Source organism: Lysinibacillus sp., assembly GCF_032093475.1.
GTDB lineage: Bacteria > Bacillota > Bacilli > Bacillales_A > Planococcaceae > Lysinibacillus > Lysinibacillus irui.
In genome coordinates, this window is record NZ_DAMDAY010000003.1 from 77,127 (window position 1) to 100,765 (window position 23,639).

The following is a 23,639-nucleotide window of genomic DNA, read 5'->3' on the forward strand; positions in this document are numbered from 1 at the left end:
ATTTCTGATTTGGATCCAGCTAAGCTTTCATACGCAAAAGAACTTGGAGCGGATGAAGTTGTCAATGTAAAGGAACAAGATTTATTAGAGGCTGTTAATCAATGGACAGATGGAGTAGGTGTCAATGTATCTATTGATGCGGTATGTATTCCACTAACATTTAAGCAATCGATCGATGCTGTTTCAGTTGCTGGAAGAGTGGTAGTTCTTAGCTTTGGAGAGGAAGCCATTGAGCTTGCCCCCCTACCAATCACGAAAAAGGAATTATCGATAAAAGGATCACGTTTACAAACATTCCAATTTGAAAACGTAGTGAAGCTTGTTGATGCTGGGAAGCTACAGCAACAAGGTTTAATTACACATACTTTCTCATTACATGAAGCAAAAGAAGCCTTTGAATATATAGAAAAAAACCCAAATGAAGTACGTAAAGTTATTTTAAAAGTAGGTGAGAAAGGTGCATGAAGCATTACAAAATAAAGTTGCCGTTGTAACAGGTGGTAGTGGTGTTCTTTGCTCAAAGATGGCAAGGGAATTGGCTAGGCAAGGTATGCGAGTTGCCATTTTAAATCGTACAGCACAAAAAGGAGAAGCAGTCGTCCAATCGATTAAAGAAAATGGTGGAGAAGCTATTAATTTTACTGTGGATGTTTTAAACAAAGAATCATTAATAGCAGCGAGACAAGCAATTTTACAGCGTTATGGTCAAATTGATGTTCTTATTAACGGAGCGGGTGGCAATCATCCAGATGCTATTACGGCTGATGAAGTATATAAAGAAGAATCAATTACACCCAATTTCTTTGAATTAACGGCAAACGGTTTTGAAAGCGTATTCTCGAATAATTTTACAGGTACGTTTATAGCTTCTCAAGTTTTTGGAGAAGCATTGCTGAAAACGAAGGGGACGATTATTAATATTTCATCCATGAGTTCCTATGCCCCTATGACAAAAGTGCCTGCATATAGCGCGGCAAAAGCAGCGATTAATAACTTTACGCAATGGATGGCTGTGCATTTTGCAGAAGCAGGTCTACGAGTTAATGCCATCGCACCTGGATTTTTTATTACTGAACAAAACCGTAATTTATTGCTGACTGAAGATGGATCACTAACAACCCGTTCAGAAAAAATTATTACAGCTACACCACAAAAGCGTTTTGGAAAACCACAAGATTTATTAGGAACATTATTATTTTTAGCTGATGATACATACTCAGCATTTGTCACTGGCGTAACGATTCCTGTTGATGGTGGATTTATGGCTTACTCCGGCGTTTAACAGAGGGGATTTATTTCAAATTTAGGGGTGAATGATATGAAACAACAAGGTATTTTTGGAGATGGCAAAACGGTTGTTATTGTCATGCTATTTTTAGCGGGTGTAATTAACTATTTAGACCGTTCAGCATTATCAATTGCAGCACCATTTATTCAAGAAGATATTCATCTAACGTCAACACAATTAGGGATTATCTTTAGTAGCTTCTCTGTTGGGTATGCCATTTTCAATTTCTTAGGTGGAATGGCTTCCGATAAATTTGGTGCCAAGTTAACGCTATTTGTAGCAATGATTGTATGGTCTTTATTCAGTGGAGCAATGGTATTAGTAGTAGGGTTTGCTTCATTAATTATTGTTCGTATTGTATTTGGTATGGCGGAAGGGCCACTATCCTCAACCATAAATAAAATGGTGAATAACTGGTTCCCAGCGGATAAACGTGCCTCTGTAGTAGGGCTAGCCAATAGTGGTACGCCACTCGGTGGTGCGATCGCTGGTCCAATTGTTGGTTATATAGCATTAGCATATGGCTGGAAGTATTCATTTATTGCGATCATGATCCTTGGATTTATTTGGGCAATTGTATGGTTTAAAGTAGTAAAAGAAAAGCCGAACAAAGAAGACAGTGTAGAATCAATGGCACAATTAGAAATTGCAGCAGAAGATATCAATCATAGTCGTGGCCTGTCTTATTATTTAAAACAGCCTACAGTATTATTTACAGCCTTCTCATTTTTTGCCTATAACTATATTCTGTTCTTTTTCTTGACTTGGTTCCCAAGCTACTTAGTGGAAGCTCGTGGCATGGCTGTTAAAGATATGAGTATCGTAACAGTTATCCCATGGATTTTAGGATTCCTAGGTTTAGCATTGAGTGGGATTGTATCAGATTTCATTTATAAACGCTTTATGCGTAAGGGTGTTTTATTCTCTCGTAAAGTCGTTCTAGTTACATGCTTATTCTTAGCTGCTATCTCTATTGGCTGTGCAGGTATTGTAACAACAACAATTAGTGCTGTTGCGCTTGTTGCCACTTCCGTTTTCTTCTTATATTTAACAGGGGCTATTTACTGGGCCATTATTAATGATGTGGTGGAATCTAAGTATGTTGGATCTGTTGGTGGATTTATGCATTTTCTTGCAAACACGGCGGGGATTATTGGACCAACTTTAACAGGTTTCCTAGTAGATAAAACAGGAACGTTCTCTGCTGCTTTCCTACTTGCAGGTGGCTTAGCAGTCATCGCTTCATTAGCAGTTATTAAATTTGTTACACCAATAGTTCATAAAGAAATAGCTTAGAAATAGAAAGGATGGATTCAAATGAACAATCAGTCAGTTATTAAAATCCATCCGATGGACAATATTGTCATAGCCTTGAGTGATCTTCCTCAAGGCTTTTTACTTCCATTGGATGGGATAGAAATAACGTTACAGCAACCAGTACAACGTGGGCATAAGATTGCCATCACAACTCTTTCTAAAGATACACATATCACAAAATATGGTTTTCCAATTGGTCATGCGACAGAAGAAATCCCATTAGGTAGTTGGGTTCATTCACATAATATGAAAACCAATTTATCAGGAGAATTAAGCTATGAATTTAAACCCAAAACACATCCCATAGCAGAGCCTCGTCATGTACAGCGCACGTTTAAGGGCTATCGTAGAACAGATGGTCAGGTTGGCGTGCGGAATGAAATCTGGATTATTAATACGGTTGGTTGTATTAACAAGGTAGCTGAAAATTTGGCGAAGTTAGGCAATCAATTATTAAAGGCTGACAATTTTGATGGTGTACAGCATTTCGCCCATCCATATGGTTGCTCACAACTGGGTGATGATTTAACGTATACACAAAAAATTTTAGCTAATTTGGTTCACCACCCTAATGCAGGGGCGGTCATTGTATTAGGGCTTGGATGTGAGAACAATTATATTGAGTTATTTAAGAAAACAGTCGGGCATTATGACGAACAACGCGTAGCCTTTTTAAATGTTCAAGAGTCAGCAGATGAAATGGAAGAGGGTCAACAATTGCTGGAAAAGGCCTTTGACTATGTGACGACATTTAAAAGACAAGCATTACCTATTTCAGAACTGAAAATTGGTTTGAAATGTGGTGGTAGTGATGGTTTCTCTGGCATTACAGCTAATCCGATGATTGGCCTATTCTCTGACCAATTAATCTCAGCAGGTGGATCAACGGTGTTAACGGAAGTTCCAGAAATGTTTGGTGCTGAACAGATTTTAATGGAACGTGCAAAAGATGCCGCTGTTTTCGAGGATATTGTGCATTTAGTAAATGATTTTAAACAGTATTTTATGAAATATAATCAACCTGTATATGAAAATCCCTCTCCAGGAAACAAAGCGGGTGGAATAACAACATTGGAAGAAAAGTCACTTGGCTGTATTCAAAAAGGTGGATTCCAAGAAATAAAAGAGGTGCTTGATTACGGCGACCGTATGTCAACAAAGGGGCTACATCTACTAAATGGCCCAGGAAATGATCTTGTATCAACAACAGCACTTGCCGCAACAGGCTGCCAAATTGTTCTTTTCTCAACAGGTAGGGGAACACCGTTTGGAGGACCTACACCTACAGTTAAAATTTCAACAAATACTCCACTTTATGAACGCAAAAAAAATTGGATTGACTTTAACGCAGGGCAGTTAGTGGATGGTAAGCCTATGGATGAAGTAGTCGATGGATTTATGGAGTATATATTAGCGTTAGCTTCAGGTGAAGTACAAACGAATAATGAGAAGTATGGTTTCAAAGAAATCGCCATTTTTAAAGATGGCGTGACGATGTAGGAGAGAAAATGACATGAAGCATCCTATTAAAATTATGCAAATAGGTGATGGGAATTTTATTAGAGGCTTTTTTGACCTAGCGGTTGAAAAACTTCAAGTTCCTTGCAGTATCGTTTCCGTTGCAGCGACAGCAAGAGGAAAAACGGTCAAACAACTAGAAGAACAACAGTTGCAATTCACTGTGATGGAACGAGGGTTAAAAAATGGTGAGGTTGTAGAAGAAGAAACCACCGTTAAGGTTATTCAAGATACTATTCATCCATATGTGAACTGGCATTCATTTTTGCAATATGCGCAGTCAGAAACACTTGAAATGATTGTGTCAAATACAACAGAGGCCGGAATTTATTACGAAAATATCCCTTATCCAACTGCCTGTCCAACAAGCTATGCAGCAAAGTTAACAGTCTTCCTAGAACAATATTTCAATCATTTTCAAGGTGAAAAACAACTGGCCATTGTGCCTCTGGAATTAATAGAACAGAATGGTTCTACCCTAAAAATTATTTGCCTACAGCATGCTAAAGACTGGAACCTGCCTACAGCATTTAATGAATGGCTTGCTACTTTAACTTTTTGTAATACACTAGTAGACCGTATTGTAACAGGTTATCCACAAGATTATCACGGTGAAGATGCCCTTTATACAGTTTGTGAACCCTATTTCCTTTTTGTAATTGATCAGAAAGAGCCGTTTAAACATTGGCCAACAAATAATGATTTACCTTTTGTATTTGATGATTTAGACATGTATCGGAAACGCAAAGTTGCCATTTTAAATGGTAGTCATATTTTGCTTTCAGCATTTGGGAAAATTTTTCAATATACAACTGTAAGAGATGCATTTTCTAACACAGGTATTCGAGCATTTATTGAAAAAGTAACAAATGATTTTACCAAACGATTTCAAGTGGATGAACACTATCAGCAAGATGTTTTTGAACGTTTTTTAAATCCATTTATTGAGCATCAGCTATATGATATTCAATTAAATGAGTTATCAAAGTGGCAAACGCGAATTGCACCATACGCCGAAACAGAAATATACTATCAAGCTTTAGCGTTAGGAATCTATGCAATGAATCCAAGACGCTTTTCCATGCGTGAATCGGATCAGATTATTGAAATACTGACTGAAATCCATAACCATTTTGAACAAGGTCAAACAGAGCCAATGCAACAATTTATTGAAGAACATTTCCAGTGTGATGCAACTAAGGTTATTCAGCAATTATCCACAATTCATAGATTATTGGAGGAAATAGCATGCGACAATTGATCATTAATGAACCATTTCAAATGGTGGAACGTGAGGTAGACAAGCCAATTATTAAAAAAAGTCATGATGTTCTATTAAAAATCACACATATTGGCGTGTGTGGAACAGATACACATGCTTTTGCAGGTGAACAGCCATTCTTTAGTTATCCACGAGTGTTAGGCCATGAACTAGCTGCTATCGTGGAGGAAGTCGGTGAAGCAGTTAAGGACATCCACGTAGGAGATCGTGCAACAGTTATTCCATACATTCATTGTGGAGAGTGTGTTGCATGTCGTCGAGGTCAAACAAACTGCTGTAAATCTTTGAAAGTATTAGGTGTACATATGGATGGTGGTATGGGCGAATATATCGTAGTTGATGACAGTATTGTCATTACAGATAATGCTGTATCAGGTGACCAATTAGCCATTGTGGAACCATTAGCTATTGGTGCCCATGCAGTACGTCGTTCGGAACTAACAGAAAATGATACGGTACTTGTTATCGGTGCAGGGCCAATTGGATTAGGAGCAGCACGTTTTGCTAAGTTACGCGGTGCAAAAACAGTATTAATGGATTTGAACGAAGAACGTTTAAAAGAAGGACAGGCATGGTCGGAAGCGGATGGTGTGATTGTTGGTAGCCATGACATAATGGCGCAGTTACATGAAAAATTTAATGGTGAACTTCCTACAGTTGTCTTTGATGCAACAGGTAATCAACAATCAATGGAATCTTCATTCCAATACGTAGAAAATAGCGGCACATTAGTATTTATTGGTTTAATGAAGAAGACCATTACATTTAATGATCCTGAATTTCATTCAAAGGAATTAACGTTAAAGAGTAGTAGAAATGCTACTTTAGAAGATTTTGAGACAGTGATGAACTATATGCAGTCAGGAGCGATAAAGCAAGGCTATGTTACGAAAAATATTGCATTTGACGAAGCGATTTCTTACTTTGAGGCAAAACAATATAACACGAACAAAGCGCAAATTTATTTTAAATAATGGGGAGGACTTTCAATGAATATTTCTGTATCAGCATTAAAAGAATTAGTTGCTCAAAAATTCACAGCTCATGGTGTTGACGCTGAAACTGCGGCGCAAGTAGCAGATGTTTTGATTTATGCAGATTTACGTGGTGTCAGTTCTCATGGCGTTATGCGTGTGGAACATTATATAACACGTTTAAAGGCAGGGGGCATAACGAAAAACCCAAATTTTTCAGTTGAAAAGCGTGGCACAAATCACCTTCTATTTAAGGGGGATAATGGTTTTGGACATGTTATTTGTAAGGAAGCAATGGATGAAACGATTAAAATAGCAAAGGAACATGGCTCATGTACAACGATTATTCAAGAAAGCAGCCATTGTGGGGCACTCGGCTATTTCCTTGAACAGGCTACGAGCGAAAATTTAATTGCTATCATGTGCTCTCAAACCGACTCAGCAGTTGTCCCTTTTGGAGGAAAAGAGCCTTATTTTGGCACGAATCCGATAGCTTACGGTTTTCCAACAGACGATAAACCAATCATTTTGGATATGGCAACAAGTAATGTGGCCCTCGGGAAAATTTTATATGCACGTGAAAAAGGAGAGACAATCCCTAATACATGGGGAGTTGACGTACAAGGGGCGCCAACTACAGATCCTCATCAAGTAAAATCTTTAACACCGTTTGCAGGGGCAAAAGGATATGGTATGGCACTTGTAGTAGATGTTCTCTCCGGAATTTTAGCAAGTGCAGCTTTTGGTCCACATATTTCAAAAATGTATGGTGATTACGAACAAAAGCGTAATCTAGGACAATATTTATATGTATTAGATCCAAATATTTTTGGAGATATTGATCAATTCAAAGCAAATATCTCACAAATGATTAATGAATTACATGATGCTCCAACGGCACCAAATTTTGATCAAGTACTGGTACCAGGCGAAATTGAACAGAAACGAAGTGCGGAAACAATGGAAAAGGGCATTGATTTACCTGAACAAGTGTATAACTATTTGAATAGTTAATTTAACTAGTAAAGTATGCTATGCTACATAATACCAAGGAGAGTTTTCATATTTATAGGTAGGAGATTGATTTTAGTGAAAAAAACAACAATTGCCGATGTTGCGCAATATGCAAATGTTTCAAATAGTACCGTCTCTCAATTTTTAAATAAGCGATATGAATATATGAGTGTAGAGACCCGTAAGAAAATTGAAGAAGCTATTGAAACTTTGCAATATCGTCCAAATTTAATGGCTCGTAGCTTAAAACAGAAATCCACCTTTACGATAGGTATTATAGTAGCGAATATAATCCATGACTTTTCAACAAAAATTATTAATGCATTGGAAGCAGAGTTCGATAAAGAAGGCTTCCATATGATTGTATGTAACTCGGCGGATAACCCTAAAAAAGAGAAAAAGCATATCGAAACCTTACTAGAAAAACAGGTGGATGGCTTAATCGTTTTTCCAACGGGAGAAAATAAAAATCTCTATATAAGACTTCATCAACAAGCAATGCCAATCGTTTTTATTGACCGATTTATTGAGGGAGTAGATATTCCTGCTGTGTTGCTTGATAATTTTTCTGCAATGGATATGGCGGTAGAGACGTTCCAAAAACAACCATTAGCCATTATCACTACTTCTTTAGCCTTACCGATTACTCCTCGTGTAGAACGTTTAGAAGGATTTCGACAAGCGCTCAGAAATAGGAATCTGTTGATTGATGAGCGCTATATAAAAAATGGTGAGCCAGCTGAGATGACAGAGATATTCAATCAATTATTTACATTGGAACAACCACCAAAGGGAATTATTGCGGCAAATGATCGTATTTTTCAGGAATTAATGCTTTATATTAAAAAAAGAAACTTACATGTGCCAAATAATGTACAAGTAATCGCTGTTGATGATGTACCATATGCAAATTTTTTAACACCTTCCATTACAACCTTGAAGCAGCCCATTTTACCAATGGCTCAGAAGGCGGCTTCGTTGCTCCTAGCAAAAATCAAAAAAGAACCACTAGCTGATGAACAAAAATTATATCGCTTTAAACCGATTTTAATTCAGCGAGATTCAACAAACTAAACAAGCAACCCAAAGCTATGCATTTAGCTAGGGTTGCTTGTTTTAGTTGCACTGTAATTCATAGATAGATATGATTATCTAAAGGAATACTTTTATGTAAAAAAAGACCAATAATTCATTCTTGGATGATAGAAAGGAGACTTATGAGCACCATTAGGAAGTATCGTCTCATTCTGTTTGGCATTGGTTTCTCATATTTGGGAAATTGGGTGAATTTAGTTGCCCTTAATTTATTAGTTTGGCACTTAACAGAGTCCCCAGCAGCTATGGCTAGTATCTTTATTGTGGGGCCAATTGCGCGTATTATAACGAGCTTTTTTGCAGGTTCTATTATTGATCGATCCAATAAACAAAAATTGATGATTTATAGTGATATTGTTCGTGGCATATTGATTTTATTGTTACCGTTTACATCCTCGATTTGGCTTATTTATTGCGTATTATTTTTATCTAATATAGTAAGTAGCTTTTTTGGACCGAGTAGTACCTATTATATTTCAAAATATATTCCAGACGAAGATAAACAATCCTTTAATGCAATTTTAGGAATGTTTAGCTCTGGCTCGTTTTTAATTGGACCTGCATTGGCTGGGTTTATTATTGCAATATCCAGTGTATCTGTTGCGATTTGGTTTAACGCCTTGACGTTCTTTGTCTGTGCTTTCTCGATTTTTAAGCTTCCAGCAGTAGAAGATCATCAGAACATGCATCGACAGCGCATTACTTGGCAAATGCTAAAAGAGGATTATGGTGTTGTCTATTCATTTACAAAGAAAGAGGGCGCTTTTGCAAAAGTTTTTCTCTATTTTCAAGGTGCTTTAATGATTGCTTTTGCATTAGACTCACAAGAAGCTACATTTATTAAACAGAACTTACAAGCTTCAGATGGTCTATATGGTGTAATTGTCAGTATTGCAGGAATTGGTGCCATTATTGGAGGAGCAATGGCTGCACGATATGCTAAAAAGTTTTCGACAAGACAATATATTGTTTATGGTCTGCTCCTGACAATGATCTGCTACACATTATTTTACTCATCACCGAATGTTACATTAGCAATTATTAGTTTTATTGCCTTAGGGATATGTATGTCATTTTGTAATGCAGGCTATAGTACATTTTATCAATTAAGTGTTCCAACAGCTATCATGGGGCGGTTTGGCAGTGTTTCAACAATGGTAATAAATGTACTGCAAATTGGTTTTACTTTAGCTTTAGGATTGCTAGCCGAATGGTTTTCGCTACAAATGGTTTGTATCGTATTTGGTGCGGTCGCTATTTTTATCTCGCTTATTTTATATGTATTTATGCATTCAAAATCAGCATATGAGGGTTTGAAAGAAGAGATTGTCTGAAGTAGGACCACTCTAATTTTAGCTAGTATTAGTCATGTTAAAGAGAATTTCTCTTAGTAAAAGTTAGCACTCATATAATCAAAAAAACAACCTAGAATAATGTTATGTCAAAATTTTAGGAGGTTAACATGGCTAATTCAAGACAACGAAAACCAGATGATCGATCCAATAATGTTGAACGAATTCAGGGTATTATTAAAAATACCGAAGAAAAACTTCATGAAGCAGAAATTAGTATGGAGTTTGCAGATCCTATGCAAAGTAAAATGGTAAAAGAAAAAAATGAGCGTCGTAAACAATCGATAGAAGCGTTGAAAGATGAAATGAAAGATGAAATGGCAGCACGTAAAAATGGCGAAGTGTAGTACTGTATTGTTGGAAATAAAGAAATAAAACATCGACTTCCCATAAGGGTAAGATATCATTGATCAGATGGTTTAGATGTCCTATCAGGATTTCTATATGGCCATCTGCTTTTTTATTTTCAACATGCTTCATGTTATGGTGGCTTTTTATAATTAAATTACATAGAAAAATCTAAAAAAATGAACCTTTCTTAATAGTCATTTGTTTATAAGTTAGAACAAGCAGAAAGGAGTGCCATAAATTGACTGAACGTGAATTATTCGATTCATACAACAAAGATGTATACCGTACTTGTTATTACATGCTACGGAACACCCAAGATGCAGAAGATCTTTGCCATGATGTCTTTGTCATCGTCTTTCGTCAGGATTGGAAAAGCGTTGAACACATAAGAGCTTGGATTATGCGTATTGCAATGAATCAATGCTTAAATCTACTAAAAAGAAAGCAATCTCACCTGAAAAAACAGAGTCAGATTCAATTGCTCCACGAACAGACTACGGCATCAGTTAAATCTGTCGACACCATTGTACTGGAAAAAGCAGCAGAGGAGGAGTGGGAAGATCTTCTAAAGCAGCTACCAGAAAAGCTGATGGCTGTTATCACTCTCCGCTATATCGGAGAATTATCGCTAGCAGAAATTGCAGAAACATTAAAGATCCCAGTAGGCACAGTAAAATCTAGGCTTCATAAAGCATTGAAAATCATGCGAAAAGAACTGGAGCGAAATCAAAACCTTTGGTTGAAGGGAGAGAATCAATTTGGAACGCATTGAGAAGAAGCTTAAAAGCAAGATGAAGACAACCAATAATGTACAGTATCCTGATTTTGATCAAATGTGGAGCAGTATCCAGAAAGATGAGTTAAAGACTTTAGAAGAACCAATCGAACTTCGACCTCGTAGAAGGAAGAAATTTGCTTTAATAGCGGGCCTAGCTGTGGCTCTAATGGCTACCCCTGTCTATGCAGCATTGAATTATGACTGGTCTAACATACTTTCGTATAGAGAGGGAATTCAGTCTGCTTTAGAACAGGGCTTAGGCCAAAAAGTTGAACAATCTGTTACGAAGAGTGGGTTTATGCTAACCGTACATACGGTGTTTATTGATGAAAACAGAACCTTCCTTTTGTATAGTTTAAAACCTGACGCCTCTTGGAAAGGAAAGGATGTTAGTTTTGATCAAATTGGTCTTACAGACTCTAACGGAGATTTTATTAAAGGAAATTATGCACATCTTTGGAATGAAGATCTCGGCCTCTTCCAAGGATATTTTGAGACAGACTGGGTTGCTGATGACCAGAAGTCCAATATTAATTTCTCGATGAAAAATATTCATTCGATTGGTAATGAAGAGAAGTCAATTAACTATAATCCTAATGATACTAATACGCAGGTTTTCACTATTCAAAAGGATGGAATTGATAATGTAACTATACAAGCTTTTGAACAACCAGAGGGGAAAATACTCCTTCAATCAGCCGTTACGTTTACAGACGCTAAAATGAAGAACAAGTGGGTACGTATCAAGGCTTTAGATGATAAGAATCAACCTATACAAGAAGCGGAAACACCTGTTTTTGGTACTCCTGGAGCAACAGATGAATACTTGAGTCAACAAATTTTTACTAAAGATAGCTTAAAAACCAAAGGGTCAAATTTTCAACTGGCGTATGAACATACTTTAGGTGTTGCAGAGGATACTTGGAGTATTGAGATGAATCTGACCAAAGAGCAACTGAAAAAAGGATCATTTAGAAAAGTGGTAAATATTCCTTTAGAAAATGTCCCTGGTGGAACAAAAATTCATGAAATGAAAGTTACACCAACACAAGTTCGATTAATTCTGACAAGTGAAGAGAGATATGCTCATCAACCTTATATGGATTATCAACTGGATATTGGAGGAGTACTATTAGATGGAGGAAGATGGGATGTAGAAAATGATCCCTATAAAGTAGAACTTCGCTTTGAAATGACGGGGGTTGATGTGTCGATGTTGGCGAAACAATCTATAACCTTAGTAGCCAAACACCGAGTAGATGTAGAAGATGGCGATCATAAACCGATTCGTTTGACTGACATATCAGAGAAACCTCAAATTAAAACATCTACGATTGGGGATTTTCCAATTACATGGACGTATTATAAGAAGGACAATAACCTTTACGTTGAATCCTTTAGCTCTGATCCAACGTTTGGTGGTGTCAGTCAAACTTATTACCTAGACCATAAAGATCGAAATTATGGGATGCCTCTCACAGTAGGATTTCTCGGTGATAATAATAATAAGAATATAGATGAGTATAAGAATTTCAAAGGTAAAGATCTTGATATATATGTTTGGAAATATACTACGAACCACCCAGATGCAGAGCTACGTGTGCCACTACAATCTTTGAAATAAAAGGCTTACCAATCCCACTTATTTGGATACTTCAAATGAGTGGGATTTTATTTTTATAGAGTTACCGCACATGTATAATTAAATAAGTTACATTAGAATTGCACACGATTATTAGTTTGATTTACCTCTTAGTATGAGGAAGAAAGGAAATTTGAAATGGAACATTCTTTGAAAAAAGCGATTGTCTTGCAAGCAGTAGAAGAGCCGGTTACATACACGGACAGTAAACTAGGTGGTCAACCTTATTGTAAGCCGGGTGATGAATTCCCCATCCATGAGAGTGGAACACCTTATATGTTTTTGGCACAGCTTAATTTTTCACAGCTACCTAAGCTAGAAAATTACCCACAGCATGGTCTTTTGCAGTTTTTTGTATTGGCAGATGAGGATTATGGTCTTTATGAGGATGGCTATTATTGTAGGTACTATGAGGAAATTGAAACCTCCGTTGATATTGAGCCTTTTTCTGAAGAAGAAGAGGAGTATGAGCTATGTGAACCGATCATCTTTGGTGGCCCTTATGCATTAAAAGCTACTTTACAGGAGGAGTTAGTACCTTATACTGATCCACGTTCAGTTCACTATGAATTACCAATGGAGGATCCTGAGTATGGTAAGTATTTTGATAAAACGGATAGTAGTGGCACAAAGATAGGGGGCTATGCGTTCATGGATAAAAATAGTTTTGATGAACATAATAGCCATGCCGAATTGCTGTTTCAATTAGATATGGAAGGTAATGATAAAAAGACCTATGCCATGATATTAGATTCAGGTACAATGCAATTCTTTATTGAAAGAGAAGCCCTAAAAGCTAAGGATTTCTCCAAGCTATATTATTATATTTATAGTTTGTAAAATAGAACTATTTTAAATTAAATGAGGAGATTCATGTTATGCCCTCTACTGAAAACAAAAAATCCTTTACCTATAAGCTTGGTATAGGCGTTATTATTTTTTCTCTTTCGCTATGGTTAGTCCCAATCATTACACCATTCACACCCATACCTACAAAAGTAAAGGCTGGGCTTATTCCAGGAAGTATTATTGTAGCTGAAATCATGTTTTGGCTAGGTGCTCTACTTGTTGGGAAGGAAGTAGCTAACAAATTTAAAAGTTACCTCAACCCTAAAAAATGGCGAGAAAAAGACGACACGAAATCGAAGCAATAATCAAAGCACTTGTTTGAATTTTTGTATCGCTTCATTACATCTCCTGAAGCGACTGTTCATATATGGCTGGATCAATTCGTTAAAAATTTATATTTTAAAAACTGAGAGCATATAGTCATTAATTTGGCTATATGCTCTATTTTTTCTCTTCACGGTAACTATATCCCTATTGTGGGTCTTGGTCGCGTAGTGGGGATAGTTACACAAAATTGCTAAATAAAAGTAAATTATAGTTGCAAATCTGGTTTAATGTGTATATATTGTATATAAAGTATATATACAATATTTCACGAAGAGGTAATTGCATGCAAATTATTATTTCAAACAGTTCAAAAGAGCCTATTTATGAACAAATATATGCGCAGATTAAAAAATCGATCTTAACAGGTGAATTACAAGAGGGGCATCCATTACCTTCCATGCGCCAGCTAGCAAAGGATTTAGAAATTAGTGTCATTACAACGAAACGAGCTTATGAAGAGCTTGAAAAAAACGGCTTTATTTACTCTATTGTTGGAAAAGGTTCGTTTATCTCTGAACAAAATACAGAAATCATGAAGGAAAGAAAAATGAAGGCTATTGAGGAAAAGTTATTAGTGGCGATTCAAAATGCGAAGGAAATGGATATTAGCTTAGTTGAGTTAAAGGAAATGCTTACTTTATTGTATACGGAGGATGAGTGATGGAAAGTGTTATTGAATTACAACATATACAAAAATCTTTTAAAGGTTTTCAAATAAAAGATCTTTCGATTAACGTTAAGAAAGGTTTTGTCACAGGGTTTATAGGAGGGAATGGAGCAGGGAAATCGACCACAATTAAAATGATTATGAATTTATTACAGCAGGATAGTGGGACCATTTCTATTTTCGGTAAGAGTTATAAGAAACACGAAAAAGAAATAAAAGAGCGAATCGGTTTTGTCTATGATGAGAATATTTTTTATGAAAATATCACACTAAATGATATGAAAAGAATCATTAAACCAGCTTATAAAAACTGGGATGACAAGGCATTTCAGCAGTATATTGAACAGTTTGAGTTACCTCTGAACAAAAATATGAAAACCTTCTCAAAGGGGATGAAGATGAAGGCATCATTAGCGATTGCCTTAGCTCACCATGCGGAATTAATTATTATGGATGAGCCAACGTCAGGTCTTGACCCTATTTTTCGCAGAGAGCTTCTAAATATTTTACATGAATTAATGCAAGATGAAGAAAAAACTATATTTTTCTCAACACATATTACAACAGATTTAGATCGCATTGCAGACTATATAACCTTTATTCACCAAGGTGAGCATATATTTACGAAGGAGTTTTATAAGATTGAAGAGGATTATGCCGTCGTCAAAGGGACACTTGATCTATTAGATCGTGAAACGGAGCAGGAGTTCGTGTCCATTCGCAAAACAAACAGCGGATTTGAAGCGTTAGCGAATGAGAAACATCGTATTAAAACTATATTTGGTGATACCGTTGTTGTAGAAAAACCCACGCTTGAAGATATTATGTATTATACAAAGAAGGGGTGGTAATATGCTGAATCTTATTCTAAAGGATATCTTAATCCAAAAAAACACGCTCATCATCTACATAGCTACTATTCTACTTTATTTACTGGTTAATGTTTCTCCGGTATTTATAGTATTTGTTTATAGTGTTGTTTTTATTTTAAATGCTTTCTCTAGTGATGAAAAAGATAATGCCAACATCTTACTTAATTCATTACCCTATACACGAAAAGAAATTGTTAGTTCAAAATATATTGGAGCGTTAATTTTTACAGGATTATTCATATGCTATACGTATTTAGCCAATTATCTTTTAAATGGAACAGTGGTATTAATATTGTGGAAAGAAATATTACTTAATATGGGTCTCGTTATGATTGCCATATCATTTATTTTACCGATATCCTATAAATTTAAAACCAAGTATCTAACTATTATTTGTATTGCTTTAGTTGGAATGTATATGGTCGTAATAAATTATTTTGTTCCTAACTTTAATGATAGGTTAAGAACCCTAGTGCAAAATTTTATGACTGTACAGGAACTACAACTATACCTTTTTGCCACAATCATTACTGTTCTGTTATTTATTAGCTCATGGTTGCTATCGATACGTATTTATGAGCGGAAAGCTTTTTAAAACTTTCAATGAGGTACTAAAAAAGTGAATGGGGTGTTACCATGACTAGATTTTGTGTGCTGACTATTGGTAAGACACACAGTGGTAAATCTACATTTGCACGAAGTTTAGAGCAGATGTGCCAAAATTGTATTGTGATAGATCAAGATCAACAAGCACAATTTTTATATGATTCTTATTCTAAGCTAATCCCGAATAATGGGGAAAATACGATTAAATATAAATTAACAGAAACACTCGTACAATATGCGGTAGATCATACGAAGTTTTATATTGTGTTATGTAATTCTAATTTAAACGAATTTAATAGAAACCGTCTTATACAAAGGTTTAATAATAGCGGATTTCACATCATCATTGTCAAATTTGATTTACCTATAGAAATACTGGAATCTAGAATTAATGAGGCGAGGCGTGATACCTCTATTTTGCGAACCGTTCAAACTTTTAAGGATGTTCTTAACTCACAAAAAGATTATCAGCTAAAGAAAAGTGTAGAACATGCATACAAAGAATTTTATGTAACAAACGAGATTCAAGTAGATTCTGTTTTAAGTGAACTAAAAAACTTGCTAAACGGATAGTTTTAAGAAGAAAAAACGGCTAATCCCATTGAATAAAGGGAATCCAGCCGTTTTTTTAATTACAAAGAAGATTTAAAAGCAACTTTCCATATCACCATATTGATAAAGAAAAGCATAATGAAATAAACAGTGGATCCGAAAGTAACCTGACTAGCGATTAAAAAGTGTAAACCTGCCAGCATAGCTAAAGGGATAAACAACAACATTGTTTTCCAGCCTTGAGCATCTCCAATTTCATCATAGGGTCTGGTAAAGGGTATTTTGTTGCTCATCATAACAAAACAGAAGACCGTATATAGCCAGCTTGTTACTAAAACCACTAACAAATCTGGGATAATTCGAACGCCGTAAATATAGCAAAATACAATACTTAGTACGATATATAAAGGTATATACAATTTAATTAAAAAGGCCTTTAAGCTACCTTTTTGTAAACCTATATAATCTTTAATCGGAAGTGTTTTATAGATCCAAGCGGCCTTATATTTAGCAGAATGACCAAGGAAAAGCACTGCAGAAGGTATAATTAGCATACTAAAATAAATCGTTAAGTAGCCCATACTGCTCGAGTAGTCAATCTCCTCAGATCTGCTAAAGGTAAAGATAAAAATAAATGGGATAATAAATGAAAAACCTAAAGAAGGATAGACTTTGAGCTTAAACTCTCGCTCTTGCTTCATCATCAGAGTGGAAAAACGATAGAAGGCTCGTTCTTCATGTGTTCTACAAATAAGAGATAATAACAATGATTTGAGTCTATTGTTCTTCTCTTTTTTAGATTTACTTGTACTTAGTAGTTTTTGAAGATTGCGTTCAAACGTTGGGATGAGTTTGATATATAACCAAATAGAGATGATAGGAATAATCACTGCTAAGATACTGTAGATTACTGTTAATAAGGATGTGTCACCATGAAGTATTAATTCATACGGAGCGGCGAACCACATCGGGATGAGGAAGAGGCTCCACCAATGAAACGAAACCACCATATCTAAGTTAACAAATTCAAATGATCGAATCAGCACTTGATAACCAATCATGAGCATCAGAGATAGTGCAATTTGTACATAGTTAATCATATCCTTCAACTTTTCGCCATCAAAGAAACGTAAGATAACGATATATAAAATGGCAGTAAACGCCACGATAAATAAATTAATGAGTATGATTTCAAAACCTGTTAAAATAAAAAATACAATTCCTTGCGTAAAGAGGCTGATAACAAGGGGGATAGCTGTTAAGGCCATTGTTAAATAGGATAAATAAATAAAAATATGCATAAATTTTGCGGCATTAATAGTTCTAGCAGAAATCGGCTTCGTCGAAAGTATACTTTTATCTCGCACATCTAAGAGCACAGAAGAAAAGTCAGAAATCAAAGAAGTCATAATTAAAAATAAGATCATTGCAAAGGCAATACTCATTTGAAAAAGAAAGTTTTGACCAAATCCCATAAGTGGGATGAGTATAAGTCCGAATAAGACATAAATCCATAGAGACTTAATATAGCCAAATTTTTGATCGTCTTTCTTTTTATTCTGTTGAAATAGTGTGGGTACTTTACGCTCATCCATCGTTAGTTTAAGTTGTAGAATTTTTCTCATCATGTCATAATCAATGCCCATTTTTACAAAAAGCCATCGAAATATATCAAGCAATTGAAGTGTTTTAAAATCCGTCATAATGACACTCCTTGTACGATGGAGACAAACTTTTCTCCAATCTCCTGATGTTCATGGAATCCAGTTAACTGGTTAAAAATTCTTTCCAGCGTTCCTTCCATGTTATCAGCTTGTAATTGGGCAAATGTTCCGTCCGCAGCAATTTTCCCATCATACAGCAGGATGATACGACTACTGATTTTTTCAACGACATCCATAATATGAGATGAGTAGAAGATGGTTTTTCCTTGGGCAGCTAGCTGAGTTAAGATTTCTTTAAATATCATGACACTGTTTGCGTCTAAGCCGTTAATCGGTTCATCTAAAAATAGTAGGTCTGGATTATGTATGACGCTTGCAATGATTAGTAGTTTTTGTCGCATACCCTTTGAATAAGAAGAAATTCTAGAATGATACGCTTCACCAACACCAAACAGTTCCATTAGCGATTTCGATTTGTCAGATGCCTCCTCAAGCTCCAGTCCATACAGCTGCCCAATAAATGTTAAATATTCATAGCCTGTTAAGTTATCATAAACATCCGCAATTTCAGGAACATACCCGATTTTCCGCTTATAATCAATTTGATCCTGCTCTATGGTTTTTCCAAAAAGCTTGATTTCTCCGCCATAATCTCCCTCAAGCCCTAAAATTAATTTTACAGTTGTACTTTTCCCAGCGCCATTTGGGCCAATATAGCCAATAATTTCTCCTCTAGATACATGAAGGTCAATCCCCTTTAAGATTTCCTTGTTCCCATAACTCTTCGTTAAATTCGTAATCGTTAAAATTTCCTCCATTTCCTAGCTCCTTTCTAATTTCTAGAAATTTTACCATAACTACACTATAGCATACTTATAAGTAGAAAAATTCCTTTTGGTAAAATGAAACCAGTTCATTTCCAGCTTTGTCTAACTTTATAAGAAGGGAGGGTTTATTATGACAACTGATGACAAAGAAAAATTGCTTTATGAAGTAATGGATCAACATGGGGATTATTTAAAAAGATTAATTTATACATATGTAAAAGAAATTCAGAAGACGGAGGATCTTTTACAAGAAGTTTTTATTAAATTTTATAAAAGCCTTGATGTCTTTGAAGGACGTTCTACTATTAAAACATATTTATATCGAATAGCAGTGAATGAATGTCAAAATTACTTAAAAAGCTGGCATTATAAAAAATTTGAAGTGACAGAAAGAGTGAAAAATTGGTTAAAAAGAGACTCTATTGAACTAGATGTTTTACGCCAAGAGCAAAATCAGTCTATAGGGCAAATAGTGAATTCTTTACCCATCAAATATCGAGAAGTAATTTGGCTCCACTATTATGTTGAATTATCAATAGCAGAAATGGCTGAAGTGTTAAAATGCTCTCCCAACACAGTTAAAACCAGGTTAGCTAGAGGGCGGAAATTAGCAAAAATAACGATAGAGGAGGGTAATTTAGAATATGAGTATTAAAAATGAACTGGAGAAATCAATACCTACGTCTATTAAATTTACAAAGAAAGATAGAGCAGATATTTTGGCTAAAATAAACCAATCTCCTAATTATAAATATCAGTGGAAACCTTTGGTGGTTTCTATTTTTGCAGTTGTCCTAATTGGAATTAGTCTCTTACCTACTCTTCAAACAGTAGAGAAAACTACAATAGATTCTCCCTTAGCTACTACAGATACGCGTGATGAGTCTCAATTAGTAGAAAGTACTGCTATAAAGCCACTTCCACCTCTAACAGAAGAAATAAAAAAACAGTACTATGCGCAATATGTAAAAATTATAGAGGAGGCTATGGCGCTGAAATCAGGTTTAAACATTGCTGTTGGACCAATGGAGGATTTCGAAGATGAATATTGGATTTCACCTGAAGAATTTAAAAAGAATGTTCAATCTTGGGTAAAACAACATTTAGCCACAGAACGCGAAAGAATTAATAACTACCTGATTACACCAGAACCTGTAATTACCAATGACGATGGTAGTACTACTAAAAAAACCTATATGTACTTCCCTGATATTTTAAGAACTGTTGAAGTAACAGGGGATTTTGAAACGCAATATGATGCATCCCACAAACGCCAACTGTTTTCTTCTGTTGAAAATGTTTCTACAAGCCTAATAAAAACGCAATCAGGAACGTGGAAGCAAACCTCCTATAAAACAGCGTTAATTGACGATGGGCGAACATTTAGTATTCAAATAGAGGGGATATTTGAGCTAAATACAATACAATACGAGAAGAGGTTTACCATTGAATTTTACTGTGATGAAAATGGCAAAATCTTTTAATCGTGACCACTAAATTAATTTCTCCGAATTTAATTCATCAATTTTCTTATACGGTCTCTTTTTCTCTTGGCTTTATAAAATTGCTCATCACCATTTGTCTGGACGTTCTAAAAAAGAAAAATAAAGGTTTTCAATTTTGATTGGGTTTTAAGAGGGGGCAGATAGTTGAGCGGGCCTATAAAGAAGCCCACAGTTATGAAGATATGATTTATCAGCTATTAGAAAAGTTGAATCCGGATGAAAGAAGGATTAGGTGATACTAATAAATAGTAGAGAAAATCATATTTTCTCTACTTATTGTACATGGGATATTTCGGGTATTTTGAAGCTGGTATTGTATTTAGCAATTCCCATATAATTAATGTTGTAAAGGGAAGATTGGGAGGTATGGAATGTTAATTAAATCCAATGAAGATTTGCTTGTTTTATTAGACGGTTTGTTGCGTGAGCCCCAACATTTCTGGAATGACTTTTATGATACATTTCAAAATATTCCTTTCTTTGTGAATAAGCCTGACGAAAATCTTGTACACTACTTTGAGAAGAATATGATTAATCCTGGTAAAGTGTTGGAAATTGGCTGTGGTGCTGGACGAAATGCTATTTATTTAGCTAAAAATGGATGTTCCGTGGTTGGAGTGGACATATCCGATAACGCACTGAAATGGGCTCAAAGAAGAATGAATGAAGAAAATGTCAATATAGAATTCGTCTGCGCTAATATTTTTGAGTTGGATTATGAACAGAATAGTTTTGACTTTATTTATGATTCAGGATGTTTTCATCATATAGCGCCACATCGTCGTGTTAGTTATATAGATATGATTGATAAATTATTAAAACCAGGTGGCTACTTTGCTTTATGCTTGTTTGAGGAAAATGGTGCATATGGCGGTTCTGCCATGACGGATGAAGAAGTATATTTAAAACGAAGTTTAGAGGGAGGACTTGGCTATACACAAAATCAATTAAAAGAAATATTTCACTTTTTAGAGGAGATAGAAATAAGAAAAATGTTATCTAGGTCTACGGATGATCTATATTTCGGATTAGATGGATTTATTGTAGGATTATTTAAAAAAGAAATAGCTAGGTAAACAAAGATGAGAAAAATTAAAGTGGTATTGTCAGAGTATGACTTGAATTGGGAAGAACAATTTTTATATGAGAAAAGAAGAATTCAAAAAGTTATTGGACATGCATTATTAGGGATTGAGCACATCGGTAGCACATCTATCAAAGGTTTGAAGGCCAAGCCCATTATTGATATTCTACTAGGCGTCAAAAGTATAGAGGAGGTGCCAGAATTAATAGAGGCGCTAAGTAATATTGACTATGAATACGTTCCGAAGCTAGAGCTAATGGATAGAAGATTTTTTAGAAAAGGGTTATGGGGCCAAGGAACATGTCATTTACATGTATGTGAATATAACAGTAAAGAGTGGAATGATAAATGCCTGTTCCGAGATTATCTCCGAATAAATCCTCAAGCAGCGAAAGAATATGAAACGTTAAAAGAACAGCTTGCTAATCACTTTCAGTATGATCGCCAAACCTATACCAAGAAAAAAGGGCCGTTCATTCAAAAAATTATTGCTAGGGCAAAAGTTGAAGACTTACTATAAAAGCCATTCTCAACAATATAGAGAATGGCTTTCTTTTATAAATAGTCTATCTAGCAAGCTCGACAACGGTATCATAAAAAATATTAGTTGCTACAATAATATCTTCATCTGAACTGTATTCTAAAGGATTGTGACTAATACCGTCCTTTGAACGGACGAATAACATCCCAATCGGTGCAATTTCCGCGATATTCATGGCGTCATGCCCAGCACCACTGATGAGGGAGTAAGGACGTATTCCCTGTTTTTCAATGCTTGTAGCTAATTGTTGTTGTAGCGCTGTATTTGTTTTTGCAGGTTTAATGCGCTGTAACACTTTAGAAGTCAATGTGACATGTCTTCGTTTAGCAATCAGTTGCAGTTGTTGCAATATGGCAGCCTCTAATGTACTTACTTTATTTTCGTCAATATCCCGTAGATCAATCGAGAATGTGACCTTGCCAGGAATAACGTTTGTGCCATTTGGAGAGACAGTCAACTTGCCGACAGTTGCGACAGATTCAGTTGTGTCATTTAATAGCTGCTCAATAGTTAAAATCATTTCACTTGCTGCAGTTAGCGCATCCTGACGAAGCGGCATAGGTGTTGCACCAGCGTGTTCGCTGACACCTGTTACGGTTACCTCTAGCCATAATGGGGCTGCTATGCCTGTTACAACACCGACGGGTAGATCTTCATTCTCTAATACTTTTCCTTGCTCAATATGCATTTCTAAATAAGCTGTAATGTCATTACGTTGTGCATTTATTAAAGGATAAGGAGTCAAGTTGAATTCCTTCATTGCCTCTTCAATGGAGATGCCAACTTCATCTTTATGCTGTAATTGTTCCTCTGTTAATAGGCCAGCCATTGCGCTACTGCCAAGTAGACCAAAGCCAAATCTCGTACCTTCCTCATCTTTAAAGGCGACAACTTGAATTTTTTTTGAAGGTAGTAACTGTTGCTCGTGCATAGTATGTACCACTTCAATTGCCGCTAGCACACCTAATGCACCATCATATTTACCGCCTTCTGGTACTGTATCAATATGAGAGCCTAGCATTATGGTTTCATTACCCTCACCATAAGTTCCAATAAGGTTTCCAACTGCATCGACTGTTACACGCATTCCTGCTTGTTCCATATAAGTTGTGACTAACTCAATGGCTTGCTTTTCTTCCGGCGTGAACGAGAAACGATTAATACCACCTGTTGCTTCATTACGGCCAATTTGGCTTAAGTCTTGAAGATGCTGTAAGAGTCTATCTCCATTAATCATGACAATCACTCTTTCATTTGGAATTGGAAGTGGCATTGACCTTCACGCAAGACAAATTGGTCATGAACCACCTCTAAATTTTTATTGTACCCTTTGGCAATAGAGGGGTCGATCACTTTGCAATATAAAATGCCGTATTTGCCCATATCATCATCAGCCCATTGTTGACCTAGTGGGCAGTGAGTAAATGTTTGTTCTACCTCATTTTCTTTATAGACGGTTTCAATTTCAAATAAATCACTACGGCCCATATCATAGTTTGTTAAATAGTTATCCACTGAATTTTCTAGGCCGTTT

At 35.8% G+C, this 23,639-nt stretch carries 26 protein-coding genes; 22 read left to right on the top strand and 4 right to left on the bottom strand.

Annotated elements, in window-relative coordinates; translation table 11 throughout:
- The 18 genes from RT445_RS01570 to RT445_RS01655 form a co-directional block, all read left to right on the top strand.
- Window positions 1-465, top strand: a 465-nt coding sequence (locus RT445_RS01570) for a zinc-binding dehydrogenase (protein WP_313469455.1), incomplete at its 5' end; no start/stop codon positions are given.
- On the top strand, window positions 449-1,282 hold the full coding sequence (locus RT445_RS01575) for an SDR family oxidoreductase (RefSeq protein ID WP_313469457.1): 834 nt from the start codon (window positions 449-451) through the stop codon (window positions 1,280-1,282). The genes RT445_RS01570 and RT445_RS01575, both read left to right, overlap by 17 nt.
- 36 nt (window positions 1,283-1,318) lie before the next feature.
- Window positions 1,319-2,584, top strand: coding sequence for an MFS transporter (locus RT445_RS01580; protein ID WP_312506578.1), 1,266 nt, complete (start codon window positions 1,319-1,321; stop codon window positions 2,582-2,584).
- Between the two features lie 21 nt (window positions 2,585-2,605).
- Window positions 2,606-4,105, top strand: a complete 1,500-nt coding sequence (locus RT445_RS01585; protein WP_274794907.1) for a UxaA family hydrolase — start codon at window positions 2,606-2,608, stop codon at window positions 4,103-4,105.
- A 13-nt stretch (window positions 4,106-4,118) separates the two neighbouring features.
- Window positions 4,119-5,384, top strand: a complete 1,266-nt coding sequence (locus RT445_RS01590; protein WP_274794906.1) for a mannitol dehydrogenase family protein — start codon at window positions 4,119-4,121, stop codon at window positions 5,382-5,384.
- On the top strand, window positions 5,372-6,379 hold the full coding sequence (locus tag RT445_RS01595) for a zinc-binding alcohol dehydrogenase family protein (RefSeq protein WP_312506577.1): 1,008 nt from the start codon (window positions 5,372-5,374) through the stop codon (window positions 6,377-6,379). Before RT445_RS01590 ends, RT445_RS01595 begins: the two co-directional genes overlap by 13 nt.
- A gap of 15 nt (window positions 6,380-6,394) precedes the next feature.
- Window positions 6,395-7,393, top strand: coding sequence for an ureidoglycolate dehydrogenase (gene allD / locus RT445_RS01600; RefSeq protein WP_274794903.1), 999 nt, complete (start codon window positions 6,395-6,397; stop codon window positions 7,391-7,393).
- A gap of 75 nt (window positions 7,394-7,468) precedes the next feature.
- Window positions 7,469-8,467 (top strand): LacI family DNA-binding transcriptional regulator, encoded by a 999-nt coding sequence (locus tag RT445_RS01605; RefSeq protein WP_274794902.1) that lies wholly within the window; start codon window positions 7,469-7,471, stop codon window positions 8,465-8,467.
- 143 nt (window positions 8,468-8,610) lie between these two features.
- Complete coding sequence (locus tag RT445_RS01610; RefSeq protein WP_313469461.1) at window positions 8,611-9,822, top strand: MFS transporter; 1,212 nt, start codon at window positions 8,611-8,613, stop codon at window positions 9,820-9,822.
- 128 nt (window positions 9,823-9,950) lie between these two features.
- Window positions 9,951-10,187, top strand: a complete 237-nt coding sequence (gene tlp, locus RT445_RS01615) for a small acid-soluble spore protein Tlp (RefSeq protein WP_274794900.1) — start codon at window positions 9,951-9,953, stop codon at window positions 10,185-10,187.
- 242 nt (window positions 10,188-10,429) lie between these two features.
- The gene (locus RT445_RS01620) at window positions 10,430-10,963 is read left to right on the top strand and encodes an RNA polymerase sigma factor (protein WP_312506576.1); all 534 of its coding nucleotides are present in this window, start codon (window positions 10,430-10,432) and stop codon (window positions 10,961-10,963) included.
- A complete protein-coding gene (locus tag RT445_RS01625; RefSeq protein ID WP_274794898.1) occupies window positions 10,950-12,593 on the top strand; it encodes a DUF4179 domain-containing protein in 1,644 nt (547 codons plus the stop codon). Before RT445_RS01620 ends, RT445_RS01625 begins: the two co-directional genes overlap by 14 nt.
- 156 nt (window positions 12,594-12,749) lie before the next feature.
- The gene (locus RT445_RS01630) at window positions 12,750-13,451 is read left to right on the top strand and encodes a YwqG family protein (RefSeq protein WP_312506575.1); all 702 of its coding nucleotides are present in this window, start codon (window positions 12,750-12,752) and stop codon (window positions 13,449-13,451) included.
- A gap of 38 nt (window positions 13,452-13,489) precedes the next feature.
- A complete protein-coding gene (locus tag RT445_RS01635; protein ID WP_274794896.1) occupies window positions 13,490-13,765 on the top strand; it encodes a transporter suffix domain-containing protein in 276 nt (91 codons plus the stop codon).
- Between the two features lie 305 nt (window positions 13,766-14,070).
- On the top strand, window positions 14,071-14,448 hold the full coding sequence (locus tag RT445_RS01640; RefSeq protein WP_274794895.1) for a GntR family transcriptional regulator: 378 nt from the start codon (window positions 14,071-14,073) through the stop codon (window positions 14,446-14,448).
- Window positions 14,448-15,305 carry an ABC transporter ATP-binding protein gene (locus tag RT445_RS01645; RefSeq protein ID WP_274794894.1) on the top strand — a complete coding sequence of 286 codons (858 nt, stop codon included), beginning with the start codon at window positions 14,448-14,450 and terminating at the stop codon, window positions 15,303-15,305. The genes RT445_RS01640 and RT445_RS01645 overlap by 1 nt, the downstream gene beginning before the upstream one ends.
- 1 nt (window position 15,306) lies before the next feature.
- A complete protein-coding gene (locus RT445_RS01650; RefSeq protein ID WP_274794893.1) occupies window positions 15,307-15,921 on the top strand; it encodes an ABC-2 transporter permease in 615 nt (204 codons plus the stop codon).
- 41 nt (window positions 15,922-15,962) lie between these two features.
- Complete coding sequence (locus tag RT445_RS01655; RefSeq protein WP_312506574.1) at window positions 15,963-16,505, top strand: AAA family ATPase; 543 nt, start codon at window positions 15,963-15,965, stop codon at window positions 16,503-16,505.
- 59 nt (window positions 16,506-16,564) lie between these two features.
- Here the strand turns inward: RT445_RS01655 and RT445_RS01660 are convergent, their stop codons facing one another.
- Window positions 16,565-18,187 carry a hypothetical protein gene (locus RT445_RS01660; RefSeq protein WP_274794891.1) on the bottom strand — a complete coding sequence of 541 codons (1,623 nt, stop codon included), beginning with the start codon at window positions 18,185-18,187 and terminating at the stop codon, window positions 16,565-16,567.
- The gene (locus RT445_RS01665; protein ID WP_274794890.1) at window positions 18,184-18,966 is read right to left on the bottom strand and encodes an ABC transporter ATP-binding protein; all 783 of its coding nucleotides are present in this window, start codon (window positions 18,964-18,966) and stop codon (window positions 18,184-18,186) included. The genes RT445_RS01660 and RT445_RS01665 overlap by 4 nt, the downstream gene beginning before the upstream one ends.
- A gap of 139 nt (window positions 18,967-19,105) precedes the next feature.
- Here RT445_RS01665 and RT445_RS01670 point away from each other — a divergent pair, with 139 nt between their 5' ends.
- From RT445_RS01670 to RT445_RS01685, 4 genes are all read left to right on the top strand, one after another.
- Window positions 19,106-19,630, top strand: a complete 525-nt coding sequence (locus RT445_RS01670) for a sigma-70 family RNA polymerase sigma factor (protein WP_312506573.1) — start codon at window positions 19,106-19,108, stop codon at window positions 19,628-19,630.
- The gene (locus tag RT445_RS01675) at window positions 19,620-20,459 is read left to right on the top strand and encodes a hypothetical protein (protein WP_274794888.1); all 840 of its coding nucleotides are present in this window, start codon (window positions 19,620-19,622) and stop codon (window positions 20,457-20,459) included. The genes RT445_RS01670 and RT445_RS01675 overlap by 11 nt, the downstream gene beginning before the upstream one ends.
- Window positions 20,460-20,851: 392 nt before the next feature.
- Window positions 20,852-21,556, top strand: a complete 705-nt coding sequence (locus tag RT445_RS01680; protein ID WP_274794887.1) for a class I SAM-dependent methyltransferase — start codon at window positions 20,852-20,854, stop codon at window positions 21,554-21,556.
- A gap of 6 nt (window positions 21,557-21,562) precedes the next feature.
- Window positions 21,563-22,084 (top strand): GrpB family protein, encoded by a 522-nt coding sequence (locus RT445_RS01685; RefSeq protein ID WP_274794886.1) that lies wholly within the window; start codon window positions 21,563-21,565, stop codon window positions 22,082-22,084.
- A 46-nt stretch (window positions 22,085-22,130) separates the two neighbouring features.
- On the opposite strand, the gene RT445_RS01690 is transcribed toward RT445_RS01685, so the two are convergent.
- Together RT445_RS01690 and RT445_RS01695 are read right to left on the bottom strand one after the other, a co-directional pair.
- Window positions 22,131-23,342, bottom strand: coding sequence for a Zn-dependent hydrolase (locus tag RT445_RS01690; RefSeq protein WP_274794885.1), 1,212 nt, complete (start codon window positions 23,340-23,342; stop codon window positions 22,131-22,133).
- A 5-nt stretch (window positions 23,343-23,347) separates the two neighbouring features.
- Window positions 23,348-23,639 (bottom strand): L-2-amino-thiazoline-4-carboxylic acid hydrolase (locus RT445_RS01695; protein ID WP_313469467.1); only part of this gene is annotated, 292 nt, incomplete at its 5' end.